The organism is Carboxydothermus ferrireducens DSM 11255 (assembly GCF_000427565.1).
Taxonomy (GTDB): domain Bacteria; phylum Bacillota; class Z-2901; order Carboxydothermales; family Carboxydothermaceae; genus Carboxydothermus; species Carboxydothermus hydrogenoformans.
Genome location: NZ_ATYG01000023.1, coordinates 1 through 17,307 on the forward strand (window position 1 = coordinate 1; position 17,307 = coordinate 17,307).

General features: G+C 42.7%; 19 protein-coding genes and 1 riboswitch. All 19 genes read right to left on the reverse strand.

All coding sequences use genetic code 11. The features are described from left to right. Nucleotides 1-585 precede the first annotated feature (585 nt). The 19 genes from CARFE_RS0109180 to CARFE_RS0109280 all read right to left on the reverse strand — a co-directional run bounded on the left by CARFE_RS0109180 (nucleotide 586) and on the right by CARFE_RS0109280 (nucleotide 17,295). On the reverse strand, nucleotides 586-771 hold the full coding sequence (locus CARFE_RS0109180) for an aspartyl-phosphate phosphatase Spo0E family protein (RefSeq protein WP_034541980.1): 186 nt from the start codon (nucleotides 769-771) through the stop codon (nucleotides 586-588). A 103-nt stretch (nucleotides 772-874) separates the two neighbouring features. Beyond that, nucleotides 875-1,636, reverse strand: coding sequence for an acyl-[acyl-carrier-protein] thioesterase (locus tag CARFE_RS0109185; protein WP_028052553.1), 762 nt, complete (start codon nucleotides 1,634-1,636; stop codon nucleotides 875-877). A gap of 46 nt (nucleotides 1,637-1,682) precedes the next feature. After that, complete coding sequence (locus CARFE_RS0109190; protein ID WP_245570775.1) at nucleotides 1,683-2,909, reverse strand: MFS transporter; 1,227 nt, start codon at nucleotides 2,907-2,909, stop codon at nucleotides 1,683-1,685. A gap of 69 nt (nucleotides 2,910-2,978) precedes the next feature. After that, a complete protein-coding gene (locus CARFE_RS0109195; RefSeq protein ID WP_028052555.1) occupies nucleotides 2,979-4,580 on the reverse strand; it encodes an MDR family MFS transporter in 1,602 nt (533 codons plus the stop codon). 1 nt (nucleotide 4,581) lies between these two features. After that, nucleotides 4,582-5,040: a MarR family winged helix-turn-helix transcriptional regulator gene (locus CARFE_RS0109200; RefSeq protein ID WP_028052556.1), complete on the reverse strand. Its 459-nt coding sequence runs from the start codon at nucleotides 5,038-5,040 to the stop codon at nucleotides 4,582-4,584. A 132-nt stretch (nucleotides 5,041-5,172) separates the two neighbouring features. Beyond that, entirely contained in the window at nucleotides 5,173-5,583 is a 411-nt protein-coding gene (locus CARFE_RS0109205; protein ID WP_028052557.1) for a copper chaperone Copz family protein, read from the reverse strand. 368 nt (nucleotides 5,584-5,951) lie between these two features. Further along, a complete protein-coding gene (locus CARFE_RS14870) occupies nucleotides 5,952-6,443 on the reverse strand; it encodes a methylated-DNA--[protein]-cysteine S-methyltransferase (protein ID WP_257020431.1) in 492 nt (163 codons plus the stop codon). A gap of 30 nt (nucleotides 6,444-6,473) precedes the next feature. Then, the gene (gene cysK, locus CARFE_RS0109220; RefSeq protein WP_011343738.1) at nucleotides 6,474-7,394 is read right to left on the reverse strand and encodes a cysteine synthase A; all 921 of its coding nucleotides are present in this window, start codon (nucleotides 7,392-7,394) and stop codon (nucleotides 6,474-6,476) included. A 123-nt stretch (nucleotides 7,395-7,517) separates the two neighbouring features. Then, on the reverse strand, nucleotides 7,518-9,140 hold the full coding sequence (gene groL / locus CARFE_RS0109225; RefSeq protein WP_028052558.1) for a chaperonin GroEL: 1,623 nt from the start codon (nucleotides 9,138-9,140) through the stop codon (nucleotides 7,518-7,520). A gap of 26 nt (nucleotides 9,141-9,166) precedes the next feature. After that, a complete protein-coding gene (gene groES / locus CARFE_RS0109230; RefSeq protein ID WP_028052559.1) occupies nucleotides 9,167-9,451 on the reverse strand; it encodes a co-chaperone GroES in 285 nt (94 codons plus the stop codon). A gap of 374 nt (nucleotides 9,452-9,825) precedes the next feature. Further along, nucleotides 9,826-10,317: a MogA/MoaB family molybdenum cofactor biosynthesis protein gene (locus CARFE_RS0109235; RefSeq protein ID WP_028052560.1), complete on the reverse strand. Its 492-nt coding sequence runs from the start codon at nucleotides 10,315-10,317 to the stop codon at nucleotides 9,826-9,828. Then, the gene (locus CARFE_RS0109240) at nucleotides 10,310-10,747 is read right to left on the reverse strand and encodes an MOSC domain-containing protein (protein WP_028052561.1); all 438 of its coding nucleotides are present in this window, start codon (nucleotides 10,745-10,747) and stop codon (nucleotides 10,310-10,312) included. The genes CARFE_RS0109235 and CARFE_RS0109240 overlap by 8 nt, the downstream gene beginning before the upstream one ends. 2 nt (nucleotides 10,748-10,749) lie before the next feature. Next, entirely contained in the window at nucleotides 10,750-11,223 is a 474-nt protein-coding gene (gene moaC / locus CARFE_RS0109245) for a cyclic pyranopterin monophosphate synthase MoaC (protein WP_028052562.1), read from the reverse strand. Nucleotides 11,224-11,227: 4 nt separating this feature from the next. Then, on the reverse strand, nucleotides 11,228-12,193 hold the full coding sequence (gene moaA, locus CARFE_RS0109250) for a GTP 3',8-cyclase MoaA (protein WP_028052563.1): 966 nt from the start codon (nucleotides 12,191-12,193) through the stop codon (nucleotides 11,228-11,230). A 38-nt stretch (nucleotides 12,194-12,231) separates the two neighbouring features. Next, nucleotides 12,232-12,351: riboswitch (molybdenum cofactor riboswitch) on the reverse strand. A 41-nt stretch (nucleotides 12,352-12,392) separates the two neighbouring features. Further along, nucleotides 12,393-13,172 (reverse strand): formate dehydrogenase accessory sulfurtransferase FdhD, encoded by a 780-nt coding sequence (gene fdhD / locus CARFE_RS0109260; RefSeq protein ID WP_028052565.1) that lies wholly within the window; start codon nucleotides 13,170-13,172, stop codon nucleotides 12,393-12,395. Nucleotides 13,173-13,176: 4 nt separating this feature from the next. Next, nucleotides 13,177-15,081, reverse strand: coding sequence for a molybdopterin biosynthesis protein (locus CARFE_RS0109265; protein WP_028052566.1), 1,905 nt, complete (start codon nucleotides 15,079-15,081; stop codon nucleotides 13,177-13,179). A gap of 14 nt (nucleotides 15,082-15,095) precedes the next feature. After that, a complete protein-coding gene (locus CARFE_RS0109270) occupies nucleotides 15,096-16,325 on the reverse strand; it encodes a molybdopterin molybdotransferase MoeA (protein WP_028052567.1) in 1,230 nt (409 codons plus the stop codon). A gap of 13 nt (nucleotides 16,326-16,338) precedes the next feature. After that, nucleotides 16,339-16,512: a hypothetical protein gene (locus tag CARFE_RS16375; protein ID WP_011343727.1), complete on the reverse strand. Its 174-nt coding sequence runs from the start codon at nucleotides 16,510-16,512 to the stop codon at nucleotides 16,339-16,341. Between the two features lie 48 nt (nucleotides 16,513-16,560). Then, the gene (locus CARFE_RS0109280; protein ID WP_028052568.1) at nucleotides 16,561-17,295 is read right to left on the reverse strand and encodes a formate dehydrogenase accessory protein FdhE domain-containing protein; all 735 of its coding nucleotides are present in this window, start codon (nucleotides 17,293-17,295) and stop codon (nucleotides 16,561-16,563) included. Nucleotides 17,296-17,307: the final 12 nt, after the last annotated feature.

The window sequence follows — 17,307 nt, forward strand, 5'->3', positions numbered from 1 at the left end:
GTCTTCGGTAAGGGGAGTGTCAGCTCCGTAAACCTTACTCGAAGACTTTTCCTTTTTCTCCTTCTTTAGATTTTTTCTCCAATTATTCGCCATTATCTAAACAAATTCCTTTTCTATTTGGCCACGAAATCTGAGCATTGGACGGTTATTTTATGTGAGTAGAAACATTCATATTTACTCGCATTCCTCCTGCACCAAACACACTAAATTTTTTAATCGAAGGGCTTCCAATTCTTTTATGGTAAGTTTTATTTTATCAATCTACTTTAAAGGAATTCCTGTCGGTTTAAAATACGTTATTTTCAGCATAAACAGCTTTCATCGCCATTTAGATGTTCTTGGTAACTCTTATCTCACCTTTGTTATTTTTGACATATGTTCATAATTATCATCTTTTATTATAATCTTATTATGAACATATGTCAATAATATTAATACTTATTTCCGTCCTCAAGCAGCACCAATACCAGGTATACAAAAAAGCTTCCGGGATTTTACCCGGAAGCCTTTTTTGCGCATACGTTGTGCACCTATTATCCAGAAAAGAATAAAGCTTAAAAAGCCCGGTTAAACCGGGCTTATCTTTTAAGTATTTTCTTTATTCATACTTTTTAGAAGCTTATAATATTCTATTAAAATCCTGTCTAACTCCTGACTTTTCTTTACCACTTCTGGATTGGTTAATTCCGCTGCCTCGTCTACTAATTGAGCCAGTTCTGCCTTTAATAACTCAATTGTTTTTAGTAAAATTTCAATTTTTTTATTTTGCAAAAATACCACCTCCGGGCTTATCCTGCCCAAACGGAGGTGGTTTGATTCCACTTTTTCAGACAAATTTTATGTCCGAAGAAAGTCTTATTAAGCTTGAAGCTCGTTAGCTCAATTTCTCATTTAAAAACCAGACACTTTCCAAAAAGCATAGTTCCGTTTCATCTTCATCTACAATCTTATGGAGAATTACAATGGTTTTCTGTTCAGAAAGAATTCCGGTTAATACTCTTACAGTTTTACCATATGTTACTTCTTTCTCGTATTTAACTTTAAGCCTTTGGAGACTATAATTTGAGATAATTTCCAGAGGCACAGTATCTAAGGCCCATACCACATATTTTACATTATTGACATGACCATTAGAGTCCAGGTCACTGTACCTTACCTCAAACTGCTTTTCAATATCAATACTCAAAAGCTTTTGTGGTTCTTCAATCGGCAGAATATTATTATTATTTTCATAACTCACGCCATATATCCAGTACAGATAGTCGTTAATTTTTACCGGCCTTCTTTTTTCGGTATTAATTAGAAGCCACCGGGAATTGGCCTTGGCAATTTTGATTCCATCTTTATCATATATTTCAAACCATCTATAGGCAAAAAATTTATTGAAAGAATGCGGGGATGTTCTTACTAATACTCTTTCATTAAACCTTGGATATCTATCTACTTTTATATCCCAGTTCATCAGAACCCATCCGAGATTATTTTGCCTTAAATAAGCAATTCCTCCTAAGTTTTCGCTTTGGACGAAGGCTATATCGTTAAAATAATTGATGAGGCTGGTGATTAGGGTTCTCTTTTGATAGTCTACATCGTAATAAGGAATTCGGTATTCAAGCTCAAAGATATTAGAATTCATCTAACGGCTTCACCTTCCTGCTATTACGAATCATTCATATAAATAACTACTCCATAGTTTTCGAACTCCAGGGAAAATACCGTATAAGTATTAAGGCCAGGACAAATCCTCCTACGGCCAGGATGTTTAAAACATGAAATACCGCCGGCACTCCCAGGTGGTCAGCAAGCACCCCAAGTAAAGTTACTCCCACTCCTCCCATGCCTACACCAAAACCCATAGTAAAGCCGCTGGCAAGTCCTTTTCTGTGGGGTATAAGTTGCTGCCCGAGCACCACCGTGGTCGAAAAGGTACTGATTAAAGTTGCCCCAACCAAGGCAAGTAAAACAAAGTAGACAAAACCGTTGTTAGTACGGGAAAAGAAAAAAATTAGCGGAATTAGTAATGCCATAGAACCGGCCATTACCTTCGGCGCCCCTAAAATATCCGTAAGTGGTCCTCCCAGCAATGTACCAATGGCACCAGCAAGTAAAAATACCGAAACAATGTAACCTGCTAAATGGGGATCGCCTTTTAAATAATCGGTATAATACAATGGCACGTACGTATAAAGACCCGCATGCATCCAGGTACGAAAAACAATGAATAAAAGAAGAAGGAAAAAAGCAGCAATGGTTCTTTTTTTACTTTCAGCCTTTATCTCCTGCCCAGACCCCTGACCATTTCCTTTTGCTTTTTTCTCCACCACTTCGTCCCGAAGAGAAGTAAGGTGCGGCCAGGAAAACAAAAACAGGACCGCTATTAAAAGGCTTGGCAGAAGGAAGAAAACCGTTGCCTTTAAGCCCCCTTTGCTTAAAAGCCAGGCCATATATATCGAACCCAAACCAAAACCTAAATTGCCACCCACCGAAAATACAGCCATTCCCCTTCCCTTGCGTACACCGCTGGCCAGGTTGGCTACGCGGGAGCCTTCAGGGTGATAAGCCGCAACACCAACGCTTGCAATTGTAACTACAATTAACAGTAAAGAAAACCAGGGCATACGGCCGGTGACTGCTACACCAACTCCGGCCAGCAAACACCCTAAAGGCAATAACCAGCGGGCGGGACGCCTATCGGCAATGTAACCAAAAAAAGGTTGAATAACGGACGATGCTATATTTGACATTAATACTAAAAGACTGGTTTTAGCATAGTTTAAAGCAAAAGCCTGTTTTAATATTGGTAATAAAGCCGGTAAAGCTCCCTGAGCCATATCGGTAACCAAATGTCCCATAGATAAGAGTAAAAGCACGCCTAAATTTGGTTTCGCCGATTTTACCGCTTTTTCCAACAGTATAACCTCCCCCATTAGATGTTAATAAGCCCCCCGGTTTTGCGGGAGGCTTTTAATCATTTACAGTTATTTTGCTCCACTTTCCACCGGTTTTTCTTTAGAGATAATTCCTCCTGGTTGCTTTTCAACCTTAATATTTTCCATGAAAAAGCTAAGAAAAATGCCAAAAACAATTATAAACATTGCCACCCAAAATACATAATGGATGGATTCAGCTAAAGCATGCTTTAAAGGTGGTACGATAATTTCTTTGAGCTGAGGTGGTATTTTTTCCAGTACTTCCGGCCGAAGTAAGGTATTGAACAACCCCTGGGGATCGGTTTTGGCTTTTTCCAAAAAATTAGCAAAGGGCCCCGTCGCAAGCCCCGGGATTTTTTGAACTACCGGCAAAAAGTCTTTCTTTAAAAGTTCGATGGAGCGGTGATTTAAAACTACCCCGAAAATGGTTACTCCAAAAGTCCCGCCTATACTCCTGAAGAACTGGGTCGCCGACGTTGCAACTCCCCGTTGTTCTAAAGGGAAAGCGTACTGAACGGCAATAGTCAGGGTCGGCATCACCAGTCCCATTCCTAATCCCAGAACTATAATGTACAAAGTTACCACTAACCGGGTGGTGTCAACGGTCATAGTACTTAGTAAGTAAAAGCCTAAAGTCATTAAAGCCATTCCGGTAATCAATAAATTCCTGAAACCGACTTTCGAAACCAATTGTCCGCCCAAAATACTGGTAAAGACCATAGCAAACATCATGGGAATCATTGTATTGCCCGAATTGGTAGCGGAAATCCCCAGAACCCCCTGCATGAATAACGGTAAAAACATAATTGCTCCAAACATGCCAAAGCCCATTAAAAAGCCTACCAGGTTGGCTACGGTAAAAATCCGGTTTTTAAAAAGGTTCAGGCTTAAAATCGGCTCCCTGGCACTCTTCTCCACTCTAAAGAAAATCAATAAAAATACCAGGGAAATAGCAAACAGACTGATAATTTGCCAGGAATTCCAGGGATATTCTTTACCTCCCAAACTTAAGCCGAGTAAAAGAGATGCCACCGCAATAATCAGGGTTAAAGCCCCGGCAAAGTCAATAGGAGCTTCTGCTTTAAGCCGTTTTTCCCCACTTAAGCCAATAAATACGGTAATTGCTGCTAAAATGCCTACCGGCAAATTGATATAAAATACCCAGCGCCAGGAGGTATGGTCAACAATCCAGCCCCCAAGGGAAGGACCTACAATTGATGACAATCCAAATAAGGCCCCCATTACCCCCTGCCATTTGCCCCGTTTATCCGGCGGAAAAACGTCGCCTACAATCGTCATTGCCATGGGCATCAAGATTCCTCCACCAATGCCCTGAAGACCGCGGTAAATAATAAGCTGGGTCATATTTTCACTGGTTCCACACAGCGCGGATCCCAGCATAAAAAGGCCAAGACCGGTAACATACATTATCCGCCGGCCGTAGATATCGGCAAGTTTTCCAGCTATAGGCACAAAGGTGGTAGAACTTAACATGTATGCAGTAGTAACCCAGGCTAAAATATCAAGCCCCCCGAGCTCTCCTATAATCCGCGGCATTGCAGTGCCGACCACCGTTTGGTCCAGTGCTGAAAAAAACATCCCGAGGATTAAACCAATTAGTAAAATGTTTCTTCTGGAATTCTGGTCCATTTTATCTTGCCACCTCTCTAAAGTAATAGCTTGCTTTATTTAAAAGCCTGATTAACTCGCTGGTGTCCTTTTCTCCTAAATATTCCACCAAGCCAGAAAATCTTTTTAGAATCTCCTTTTTCCCCTGTTCTAAAATTTCCTTCCCTTTTGCCGAGGGTCTTACCATGACTATACGCCGGTCTTTTGCGTCGCGAATGCGTTCAATATATCCCCCTTCTTCCAGGGAATTTAACATATGGGTTACCGCTGCCGGAGTGATATTAAGCCGCTGGCTTAAATCAGAAACTTTTACTCCATCAATGCCTTCACCGCACATCTCCCGCATGGTGGCAAGTAAGATTAATTCACTTTTTTTAATCCCAAAACGTTGCCCGTGAAATCCGTCCCCTTTTTTAAACTGAATCACCGTACGCACCAGCTCTTCGGTAAGCTTTTGTTTTAGTTCTTCGTTAATATTCATCAACTCCTTTTTAAGTTTATAAATATTTTACGTTATAAATTATTTACTAAATAAATATTTATGTCAAGCTTTTACTCAGTAAAAACCGGGCAAAAAGGATTTACGTTAAGAAAAGGTTAGCAGGTAATATCCCTAAGCTAAAGTTTTTTTTAATTCTTCCACATATTGCTCTATTACCGAATGACAACAACGGCCAAGGGGGTTTTCGGTGCGGCATTTTCCACCGCCACAGGCTCCCGTTAGGGCCAGAATTGCCTTTAAGTCCGGACCAACCTGCCTGAAAGCTTTCTTGATTTCCCCGCGAGAAACTTTCTTGCAGTAGCATAGATAAACGGCATCGCCCTCATCTTTATACCAGAGAGTAGTTTTTATTAAATCTACCTCAAAAGTCTTTTCCCCGAAATAAGCTACCGGACAAGAAGGATTGGTACAGGCAAAGTATAAACCATCCTGAAACCGTTCTTTTTCTTCATCTTTTAAAAGATTAAACACCGTTTCGGCAAAAACTTTAATACCTTCAGTTCCACACTTCGGACAATTCATTTTTAGGATACCTCCAAAATTAGCATATAACTGATTTCTCCCAGTATTTTTGGCTTGATAAAGCCGCTGGTCAGCAAGCTCAATCAATCCAGATATTTTTATTTTACCACAAGGTAAATTTATCTTTTTGTCGAATGTTTAAAAAAAGAGCCAAAGGAGGCAAAGAAATGTCAAATTCCGGCTGGGATGTCAGGAGAGTTTATTTTTATCTGGTTTCTTGTTGGAACCGCTACGTTTATGAGAAGTTTAGTGGATGGAGTATTACCATTCCCCATTTTTAAGCCCACTATTGTTGATTACAAAATTAGAGTTGCCGACTTGCAAAAATATAACCAGCTAAATTTGGAAAAAGAAAGATAAAAAGCAGGTTATAACGCCTGCTTTTCCATTTTAAGCATTTTTTCTTTTAAGGGTAATCCCCCGGCAAATCCTCCCAGGCCGCCGCCGGCAGCCAGGACTCGATGTCAGGGGATTATTACCGAAATTTTGTTGGTGGCCATGGCCCGTCCTACCGCCCGGACCGCTTTCGGGTTTCCCGAAAGACCTGCTAATTCACCATAGGAAACGGTTGCCCCGTAGGGGATTTTTCGAAGCTTTTCATAGACTTTGCGGGCAAAAGGCGAAGCCCAGCTTATATCAAGGGGCAAGGAAGAAAAATCCACTTTCTCACCGGCATAATAGCGCTTTAATAATTCGGCAGTTCGACAAAATAATTCGGATTTTACAGGATTTACCTCTACGCCAATTTCCTCTAAGGCAGCTTTCGGAGTAGCTTTAGGAAGGGAGACTGCATAAACCCCCTTCTCCGAAACTGCAATGGCTACATAACCGTAATCAGTAGTAATGATATCACACTCCATCTTAGAGCCCCCTCTTTGAAAGCTTGAGGGTTAGCTAAACAGGGGTGTGGACAGGTAACGTTCGCCGGTATCGGGTAAGACAACCACGATAAGTTTCCCTTCATTTTCCGGTCTTTTGGCCACTTCTAACGCTGCCCAGAGAGCCGCACCGGAAGAAATACCCACCAGTACCCCTTCTTCTTTTGCAATTTTTTTAGCCATAGCAAAAGCATCATCACTTTCTACCTGAATAATCTCATCCACCACGTCCCTGTTAAATACTTTAGGTACAAAACCCGCACCAATTCCCTGAATTTTATGAGGTCCGGGTTTACCTCCCGATAATACCGGTGAATCTGCCGGCTCCACCGCTATAATTTTTACTTCCGGTTTTTTGGCTTTAAGAACCTCTCCTACTCCGGTAATGGTACCTCCGGTCCCAACACCACCCACCACAATATCCACCTGACCATCAGTATCTTCCCAGATTTCTATTGCCGTTGTTTTCCGGTGGATTTCCGGATTAGCCGGGTTTTCAAACTGTTGCGGAATAAAAGCTTTGGGAAATTCTTTAGCCAGTTCCAGGGCTTTGTTTACCGCACCGGTCATTCCAAGCTCTCCTGGAGTCAGAACTATTTCCGCCCCGTAAGCTTTTAAAAGCATTCGCCGCTCCACACTCATGGTTTCGGGCATGGTAATAATTAAACGATAACCCCGGGCTGCGGCCACCATCGCAAGGCCGATCCCGGTGTTGCCAGAAGTAGGTTCAATAATGACGGTATCCTTATCTAAAAGCCCCTGTTCTTCAGCAGCTTTAATCATATTAAACGCGATACGGTCCTTAACACTACCTCCAGGGTTAAAATACTCAAGCTTGGCCACAACTGTTGCTTTCACACCTCTGGTAACTCTTTTTAATTTCAATAACGGGGTCTTGCCGATAAGCTGGGTAATATCTTCGTAAATTCGCATTAAAATCACCTCATTTTAGTATTGTCCTTCTAAACCCATTATATTAATTCCTACTAATCCTGTCAACTATTATGTTTTTAATCCATAAAAAAACCGGAGCCTTTACGCTCCGGTTATAAGCTTTTACATCATGTCCATGTTGGGCATGTCTGGGCCTTTCTTTTCTTTTTCCGGCTTTTCAGCCACCAAAGCTTCCGTGGTGAGGAGCATAGCAGCAATGGAGGCAGCGTTTTGTAAAGCACTCCGGGTGACCTTAGCCGGGTCAACAATACCAGCAGCTATCATGTCAACATATTCTTCGGTCAGAGCGTTGAAGCCATGGCCTACCGGTAAGGTCTTAACCTTTTCAACGATGACCGAACCTTCAAGGCCAGCGTTAATAGCAATTTGCTTTAAGGGTTCTTCTAAAGCTTTCCGGACAATGGCGATACCGGTTCTTTCATCGCCGGTAGCGGTCTTTTCAAGCTCTTCTAAAGCCTTAATGATGTGGATGTAGGTTGTGCCACCACCAGCTACAATACCTTCTTCCACCGCTGCCCGTGTAGCGTTCAAAGCGTCTTCAATGCGGAGTTTCTTTTCTTTCATTTCGGTTTCGGTAGCAGCACCCACCTGGATTACCGCTACGCCACCGGCAAGCTTAGCCAGACGCTCCTGTAATTTTTCCCGGTCAAAGTCGGAAGTGGTTTCTTCGATTTGCTTCTTGATTTGAGCAATCCGCTTTTCAATAGCTTCCGGAGAACCTTGACCACCAACAATGATGGTTTCTTCTTTCTTAACCCGGACTTGCTTAGCCCGACCGAGCATCGAAAGGGTAGCATTTTCGAGCTTAAAGCCAAGCTCTTCGCTTACCACCTGGCCGTTGGTGAGGATGGCGATATCTTCAAGCATAGCCTTTCTCCGGTCACCAAAGCCGGGAGCTTTTACAGCGACACAGGTCAAGGTACCGCGCAGTTTGTTCACAACCAGGGTAGCAAGAGCTTCCCCTTCGACATCTTCAGCAATGATTAAAAGGGGCTTACCGGTTTGCACAACTTTTTCTAAAATCGGCAGTAAGTCAGCAATCGCGGAAATCTTCTTATCGGTGATGAGGATGTAAGGATCGTTTAAAATAGCTTCCATCTTATCGGGGTCGGTAATCATGTAAGGAGAAATGTAACCCCGGTCAAAGCTCATACCTTCAACTACTTCTAAGGTAGTGCCAAGACCCTGGGACTCTTCTACGGTGATAACCCCGTCTTTACCCACTTTTTCCATTGCTTCAGCAATTAGCTTACCGATTTCCTCGTCGTTAGCAGAAATTGCAGCAACCTGGGCAATAGCTTCGGAAGTTTCTACCGGCTTGGCAATAGCCTTAATTTCTTCTACCGCTTTGGCAACAGCTTTTTCAATACCTTTCCGTAAAATCATCGGGTTGGCACCGGCAGTAACGTTCTTTAAGCCTTCCCGAATGATAGCCTGAGCCAAAACGGTAGCGGTGGTAGTACCGTCACCGGCTACATCGTTGGTTTTGGTAGCAACTTCTTTTACAAGCTGCGCCCCCATGTTTTCTACAGGGTCAGCAAGCTCAATTTCCCGAGCAATGGAAACACCGTCGTTAATAATTTGCGGTGAACCAAATTTCTTTTCTAAAACAACGTTACGGCCTTTCGGACCAAGAGTAACCTTTACCGCATCCGCAAGAGCGTTTACGCCTCTTTCTAAAGCTCTCCGGGCATCTTCTCTAAATAATATTTGTTTGCCAGCCATTTATACCCCTCCTTTTTTTGTGTTTTTTATTCTAAAATCCCGAGGATATCGCTTTCCCGTAAGATTAAATACTCTTCACCATCAATTTTCACTTCGGTACCGGCATACTTGCTGTAAAATACCCGGTCACCAACTTTTACTTCCATGGGTACCCGCTCGCCGTTTTCTAAAATCCGACCGGAACCCACGGCTTTTACTTCCCCTTGCTGGGGTTTTTCCTTGGCAGTGTCAGGAATTACAATCCCGCTCTTGGTCACCTCTTCGCTGGGAAGTGGTTTTACCAAAACCCTGTCATGAAGCGGTCTGAACACGATAACCCCTCCTTTAAAGTAATTTTTTCTTATGTATTGTTAGCACTCACTTCAATAGAGTGCTAATACCAAGTATTATAATATAAAGAGAACCGGCGAAAAGCAAATTTTTAATTAAGGAATATTTTGGGCATATTCCTTGATTTATGCCAATTTTTCTGGATTATTTTTTCCAATCTTTCGTTTTTTACCCATTATACCTGCTTTTTCAACCGTATATCCTTACGTCAATCTATTAATAAATCTTTTCCCAGGATTACCTGTTTTATACACAATGCCGGTCCCAATTTTAAACGTCCAAACAGCAAAAACAGGGACGGTTCCGATATTTGCGTCTAAACGCCTAAAAAAAGAACCGTCCCTGCAATCGGTGTTCAGGGTTGGCCGCATTCGCCGCCCCGGGCCTGCAGGATTTCCAGGGCATGGGGGATTACCGGTAAGACTACTTCCAGGTTTTCCCGCACTCCTTTGGGACTACCGGGAAGGTTGATGATTAACGTACCACCCCGGGTGCCCGCTACCGCCCGGGTAAGCATGGCCCGGTTGGTTTTGGCCAGTGAAGCCATGCGCATCGCTTCGGGAATTCCCGGCACTTCCCGGGTAATTACGGCTTTAGTAGCTTCTGGAGTCACATCCCGGGGAGATAGACCCGTACCACCGGTGGTCAGGATTAAATCTAACTTTTCTTCGTCGCACCAGGAAATTAAGGTTTTAACGATTAATTCGTACTCATCGGGGATAACTTCATACTTCACCACCACCCCATCAATCTCCCGGACCATTTCCTTGATGACCTGGCCGCTTTTATCTTCCCGCTCTCCCCGAGAACCCTTATCGCTTAAAGTAAGAACGCCCACTTTAATCATGGTCAATTACCTCCACCGGATCCCCAACCTTAACTTCCCCGCCTTTTAATACTTTGACAAAGATGCCTTCTTTGGGCATCACGCAATCACCGGCCTGATAGTAGATAGCACAGCGGGTGTGACAGACTTTACCTATTTGCGTAACTTCCGTTAAGGCCTCGCCAATTTTTACTTTGGTCCCGACAGGAAGACTTAATAAGTCCACCCCTTCGGTAGTGATATTTTCGGCAAAATCCCCGGGATTAACCTTAAGGCCTAAATCCCGCATTTTTTGAATGCTTTCTACGGCCAGCAAACTTACCTGCCGGTGCCAGTCCCCGGCATGGGCATCCCCTTCAATGCCGTGGTTTTCCCTTAAATATGCCCGCTCAATATTTTTTTTGCGCATTCCTTTTTTCTCGCTGATATTAACCGCTACCACTCTGCCCACTTTTATTCCTCCCTTCTATAATCGCCGCTCTTACCACCGGTTTTCTCTAAAAGCCGGATATTTTTTATCACCATGCCTTTTTCTACGGCTTTCACCATATCATAGATAGTAAGAAGGGTCACGGAAACGGCAGTTAACGCTTCCATCTCAACCCCGGTTTTGCCCACACAGGTAACTTTAGCTTTTGCTTCAATGGTATCGGGCATTTTAATAGTAAAACTTATGTCCACTCCGGTTAAGTTTAAAGGGTGGCACATCGGAATTAAATCACCGGTTTTTTTGGCCGCCATTATCCCGGCCACCTGCGCTACCGCCAGCACGTCCCCTTTAGCGACCTTTTTATCTAAAATCAGTTCTAAAGTTTCCGGGCGCATGGTGATTTCTCCGGCAGCTACCGCTGTCCGTACCGTTTCTTGCTTTTCGGTCACCTCCACCATTCGCGCCCGTCCTTCTTCATTAAAGTGGGTAAGTTCCATCGCATTAACCTCCTATGTTGGCCATTGTTCCTAAAAAGTCCTTATCGCCAAACTCATGGGCCCTGGGTTTTCTTAAAATTGCCTCCCGCAAAACTCCGGTCAACTCCTCTTGCGAAATCCCGGACCGTAAAAGGCTTTTTATATCAACTTCCTGGTTTTTGGCCAGACAAAGCCTTAACTTACCGGTAGAGGTAAGCCTGAGGCGATTACAGTATTCACAAAAATGATTGGACAGGGGAGAAATTACCCCAATCGTTCCCAATGCTCCCGGCACTTCATAATAGCGGGCCGGCCCCGCGCCACCCACCGTTTTCCCCGGAATTAGTTTGTATTTGGCTGAGATGATTTCCAAGATTTCTTTCACCGAAACAAATTGCCGCTGCCACTTTTCCCGGTCATTTAATGGCATAAGTTCAATAAACCGCCAGTGCACCGGATAGCGAAAGATAAAATCCACGAAAGCATCGATTTCGTCTAAATTAATACCTCTTAATAAAACCGTATTTATTTTTACCGGAGTAAGGTCCAATTCCAGGGCAAGATTTATGGCTTCCAGCACATTTTTTAACTCGCCGCCGCCGGTAATCGAGCGAAATTTGTCCGGATTCAAGCTATCAAGGCTAAAGTTTACCCGCGAAAGCCCAGCACTTTTTAAATCTTGAGCGTAGCGGGGAAACAAGATACCGTTGGTAGTGAGGGCTAAGTCATCGATACCCGGTAAAGCTGCAATATTTTCTATTAAATATAAAAGATTTTTTCTAACCAATGGCTCGCCGCCGGTAATCCGCACTTTTTTTAAGCCCAAAGGTAAAAAAGCCTGAACCACCTCTAAAATTTCCTCAAAGGTTAAAATATCTCCCGGCGAAAATTCTTGAAAATTTCCGGGTTTACAGTAAAAACAGTTAAGGTTACATCTGTCGGTAACCGAAATCCGCAAATAATTTATTTCCCGGTTAAAAGAATCAAGCATTTCTTTAGCCTCCTAAAATTAAAAGCGCCCCGTTTTAAAAAGGCGCTTTGATAACTCCTTTCCAAAACGGGAGGCACCCCGGTTTCCCTAAGGTACCCTGCGGTATTTTCACCATGGCCTAATGCTTTAGGTGAAAATACTCGGAGCAGCTTATTTTTTTGTAATAATAATTCGACCAAAGACCCCAAATTTCCTCTTTTTATAATAAAATTCTTTCCCTGCCGGTATAAATATTTAAGCGGCCCGCCCGGACAAAACCCACCACGGTTAAATTTAACTCTTCGGCATGCTTAAGAGCCAGTTCCGTTGGGGCCGAGCGGGAAACAATCATCCCGATGCCCATTTTGGCAACTTTTAAAATTATCTCCGAAGAAATGCGGCCGGAGGTAAGAAAGATTTTATCATCTAAATTAATGCCGTTTAAAAAGGCATATCCCATAATTTTATCGGCAGCATTGTGGCGACCTACATCTTCCCGGAACAATAAAATTTTTTCAGCATCGCATAACGCCGCACTGTGCACCCCACCGGTAGTAAGGTACAGTTCGGAACGGCGCTGCATTTCTTTCATTAAAGCAAAAAGTTTTTCTGCAGAAACCCGCACGTTTCCCCGGTACGGTTTTAAAGACACCGGGTCCAAAGCATTGTAAAAAGTAGTTCCCTTACCGCAACCGGTAGTAATGTACCGTTTTAAAAATAGTTCCCCCCGCCGGGCATTTCCCTTATACTCCACGTACACCAGCCCCTGCTCCCGGTCAACGGTAATTTTCTCCAAGTTTTCCCGGCGATTGATTAATCCTTCCGCCGCTAAAAAACCTACGGCCAATTCATCCTGGTATTCCGGAGTACAGAGCAGGGTTACCAGTTCTTCCCCGTTAAAATAAATGGTAAGAGGCGCTTCATCCACCAGTAAATCTTCTTTTTCTTCCAGGCGTCCATCAAAATAACGAATAATGTTTCTTTTTTTTACTATCTCCATAATCCTATCCTTTCCCCACAATTTGTCCTGTTAGCGTAGTTTTATATCCGCCTATTCTTTCTACTTCTTTTTTAAATTCTTCACTGGTTATTACCTCTAACAATTTCTTAACCTGCGGATCTTCCAAAGTATCTTCCCGCAGCAAAAGGTCATACCGTTCTTCTCCTAACGGAATAAAATCCAGGTCAAAGATTTTAGCAGCAGCATAAATTCCCAACCCGCAATCGGCAAGGCCATTTTTTACTTTCGCCGCCACCGCCAGGTGGGTGTATTCTTCCCGATCATATCCGGAAATCTGACGGGGGTTGATGTTTTCTTTATTTAACAGGTAATCCAAAAACACCCGGGTTCCGGAGCCTTTTTGCCGGTTGACAAAGGTAACCCCTGGTTTTACTAAATCGGCAAGACCGGAAATTTTCCTGGGGTTTCCCCGGGCAACGATTAAACCCTGTTCCCGTAAACTTAAATTTATAAGAACATAACCTTTTAGTCTTTTTTCCACATAACTTTGATTATAATCCCCCGTTGCCGGATCTAATAAATGCACCCCGGCAAGCTTAGCGTAATTTTTTTCAATTGCCACAATACCGTTTAAGCTTCCAACATGTGAAGAACTAAGTTTAATTCCGTATTTTTCCCGTAAGAAAGAATCTATAAGGTCCAGTAAAAGATCATGACTTCCGGTAACGGTCAGGTATTGGTCCACTTCCGCCGGTGGTTCTTTAAGGGTTACTTCGATTTCCATTCCCTCTTTATACCCTTCGGAAAAGCGAGGAATCCTGAGTAAAGCATTGGCTTTTAAAAGAGTGGAGCTGACACTGGCTCCGCGAGATAAGGGTGTAAAACAATACCTGCCGGCTACCCGGCTCACTTTTCCCCAGACAAAATCATCTACTCCGGTGGTAGATATTAAAGTTTTAGTTAATGTTGCTTTAATTTTGCCATAGTCGTGAAACTTATTTTTGTAATACTTTTCCGCCAGAGGTTTTAAGATTATTTCACAGACCAAATAAGCCGATAAGGGAAAACCAGGAAGTCCGATTACCGGTTTATTTCCGGCAATTCCTAAAATGGTTGGTTTACCGGGTTTGGTAGCAAGGCCATGGACTAAAACCCGCCCCAAACGTTCAATCACTTTAGCAGCATAATCGTCCCGTCCGGCCGAAGAGCCGGCATTAATAATTATTACGTCGTATTTCTCTAAATTATCCTTTACCGTCTTATACAAAAGCTCCGGGTCATCTTTGACAATAGGATGAATGGAAGTTTCATACCCGTATTCGGCAAGAACAGCTTTAATAAAGGAAGAGTTGGTATCGGGAATTTGCCCGGGCTCTGGCGTTTCTGTAAACGGGATTATTTCATCGCCGGTAGGAATAAAAAGAGCTTTTAATTTTTTTAACACTTTAAGCGTCTTTACTCCGCCCGCCAGAAGGGCCCCAATGTCAGCAGGCTTCACCTTGGCAAAAGCCGGTAGCAAAACTTCCTCCTCATTAAAGTCTTCCCCAAGAAAACGGATATTTGTTCCGGGAGTTACCGGTTTAATTACCGAAATCACTCCAGGTTCTGGATAAAGGACATCTTCCACCATAATTACCGCATCAAATCCTTCGGGGATAAGGTCTCCGGTATCAACCCTTATACATGACTCACCGATTTTTAATAAAATTGGACTTGTCTCCCGGGCATAAAAGGTGTCTTTAGCCTTGACGGCAAAACCATCCACCGCCGAGGCATTGAAATGAGGATTGGAACGCTTGGCCAGAACCGGCTCACAAGTTATCCGTCCCACCGCCAAAACGGTTTCAATTTCTTCTTCCCGGGGATGAAAAAAATTAACATTTAAAAGTTCGCTTTCGAAATTTTCCCATGCCTCTTCAAAAGGTACCTGGTTTAAATAAAAGGCCAATTTCTCTAAACCCCCTAAAACAAAATAACTTCCACTTCTTCCCCGGCATGCAGCCCTTCAATATCTAACGGCACCATTACATAACCATCAGCCCGGGTTAAGGTATTTATTAATCCCGACTTGCCTAAAATTGGAGTGGCTAAATAGCCCTGTTCTTTCTGGATTAACATTACCCGGTATAAATCTTCCTGACCGGTTTTGGAAGGAAGATTTAAAGTTAAGGTGGCTTTTACCCGGGGCTGATAGCTACTTTTTAACCCGGAAAGATAGCGTAAAAAGGGCACACCGATTCGCTCAAAAACCATTAAAGCTGAAGCGGGATGGCCGGGAAGACCAAGAATAGGTTTGCCGTTGATACCTCCGCCTATGGTGGGTTTTCCGGGCTTTATGGCAAGACCATGGAATAAAACCCCGGGAGTCCCCAGGCTATTTATAGCATCCACTACCATATCCTTTACCCCCATGGAAGTACCGCCGGATAAAAGAACGATATCGGTTTCCAGGAGGGCTGCCTGGATTGCTTTAATTAGCTCTTCAAATCTATCGGGGACTATGCCAAAATACACCGGTTGCATCCCTAAATCAAGAATTCTTCCCACCAAAAGATAGGCATTGGTATCCCGAATTTGTCCCGGTTTTAACTTGGTTTCCACCGGAACCAGTTCATCACCGGTAGAAATAATTCCTACTTTTAAAGAATTATAAACGGTAACCTTGCTGTAACCCAGCGCAGCCAAAACCCCAAGTTCCTGAGGACGAATTCTCGTCCCCTTTTCCAAAACCACTTCCCCTTCTTTAAAATCCTCTCCCGCGGCAATAACATTTTCTCCCGGTGCCACCGGTTTTAAAACCGAAACAGTTTCGGAGTCAAACAGTTCGGTATGCTCGACCATCACTACACTATCGGCCCCTTCCGGCAGGGCCCCACCGGTAAAAATCCGCACCGCTTCCCCGGGTCCCAGAGCAAATTCCGGAACCTCCCCCATTCCTATTTCGCCTTTTAGCTTTAATAGTACAGGAAAAGTTTCCGTTGCGCCAAAAGTGTCTTCCGCAAAAACCGCATAACCATCAACCGTAGAGCGAGAAAATGGAGGTATATTTTCCAGGGCTTTTACCGGCTCTGCTAAAATTTTGCCAAAAGCCTGGGAGAGTTCTATTTCAGTAGCTTTTAACGACACTTTAAAATTACTTTTTAAGAGCTTTAATGCTTCTTCCGGAGTAATTAAATTTAAAAGTTCTTTCATATGACGTCACCGTTTATTTAAAACAGCCCAGCTGACAGGCTGAAATTTTTATTTTTAGTTCATTAGCAGCATCACCTATTTTTTTGGGCGGAACATTTAAGCGGTTGGCTAACTCCAAAGCTACTTTGCAGGGAAGCTTTCCGTCTTTAGCCGCCCTGATTACTTCATTTTTGATTTCTTCCTCCATACCAAAACCCCCTTTACTCTTTTATTTTAACAAACTTCCTAAATTTTTTTAATAATTTATTTTCTTTGGGATAAGATAATCGAGAAAAAGGCTTTCCACATCCTCAAGATTGGGATTAATTTTTTCTTCATTACTTTTTAGTTTTTTGGTTTTTAAATAGCTTCCACATTTTTTGCAAACTTCACCAAAGTAAGGGGTTTCTTCTTGGCCTTCGGGATGAATTTCGATGAAATCCTCATGGAACTTATTGCCACACTTTGGGCAGCCTAAGCGATAATAACGCCACTGAGTCTGGCATTCTAAACAAAAAAGAATTCTTTCTCCGGTAGGTGTAATCGCAGCAAAACCCGGTAAAGTACCACAGGTAGGACAGTTTTGGTGATTTGATTGGTTATTTTGTATTGCATTACTTAACTCCCTTAACATTTTTCTTCTTAAAATCAAAAAATGTAAGGCCAGAATTTCTTTTTTTACCTTTTGCTTTAAGGCAAATTGTTCCCAAAACCCTTCCTCCAAATTATCCTTTAAGAGCTTTAGAAAACTTCCTTTATCTTTAAAATTCGTAATTAAGCCTGGAAAATTAATTTTTCGGTTAATAAGCTTCAAAGAAATTAATTCTAAATTTACCCTCTTTAAAAATTCCATTATCTTTTCTTCATTAAACTCCACTTCTACATTATCCGTTACTGGCAACTTTCCATTCCACGAAATATTTAATAAGAGTTTTTCATCAAACCCGGCAATTAACTTTTCCATAGTGCTTACAAGTTTTTTGGCATCCATATTTTCTCCCCC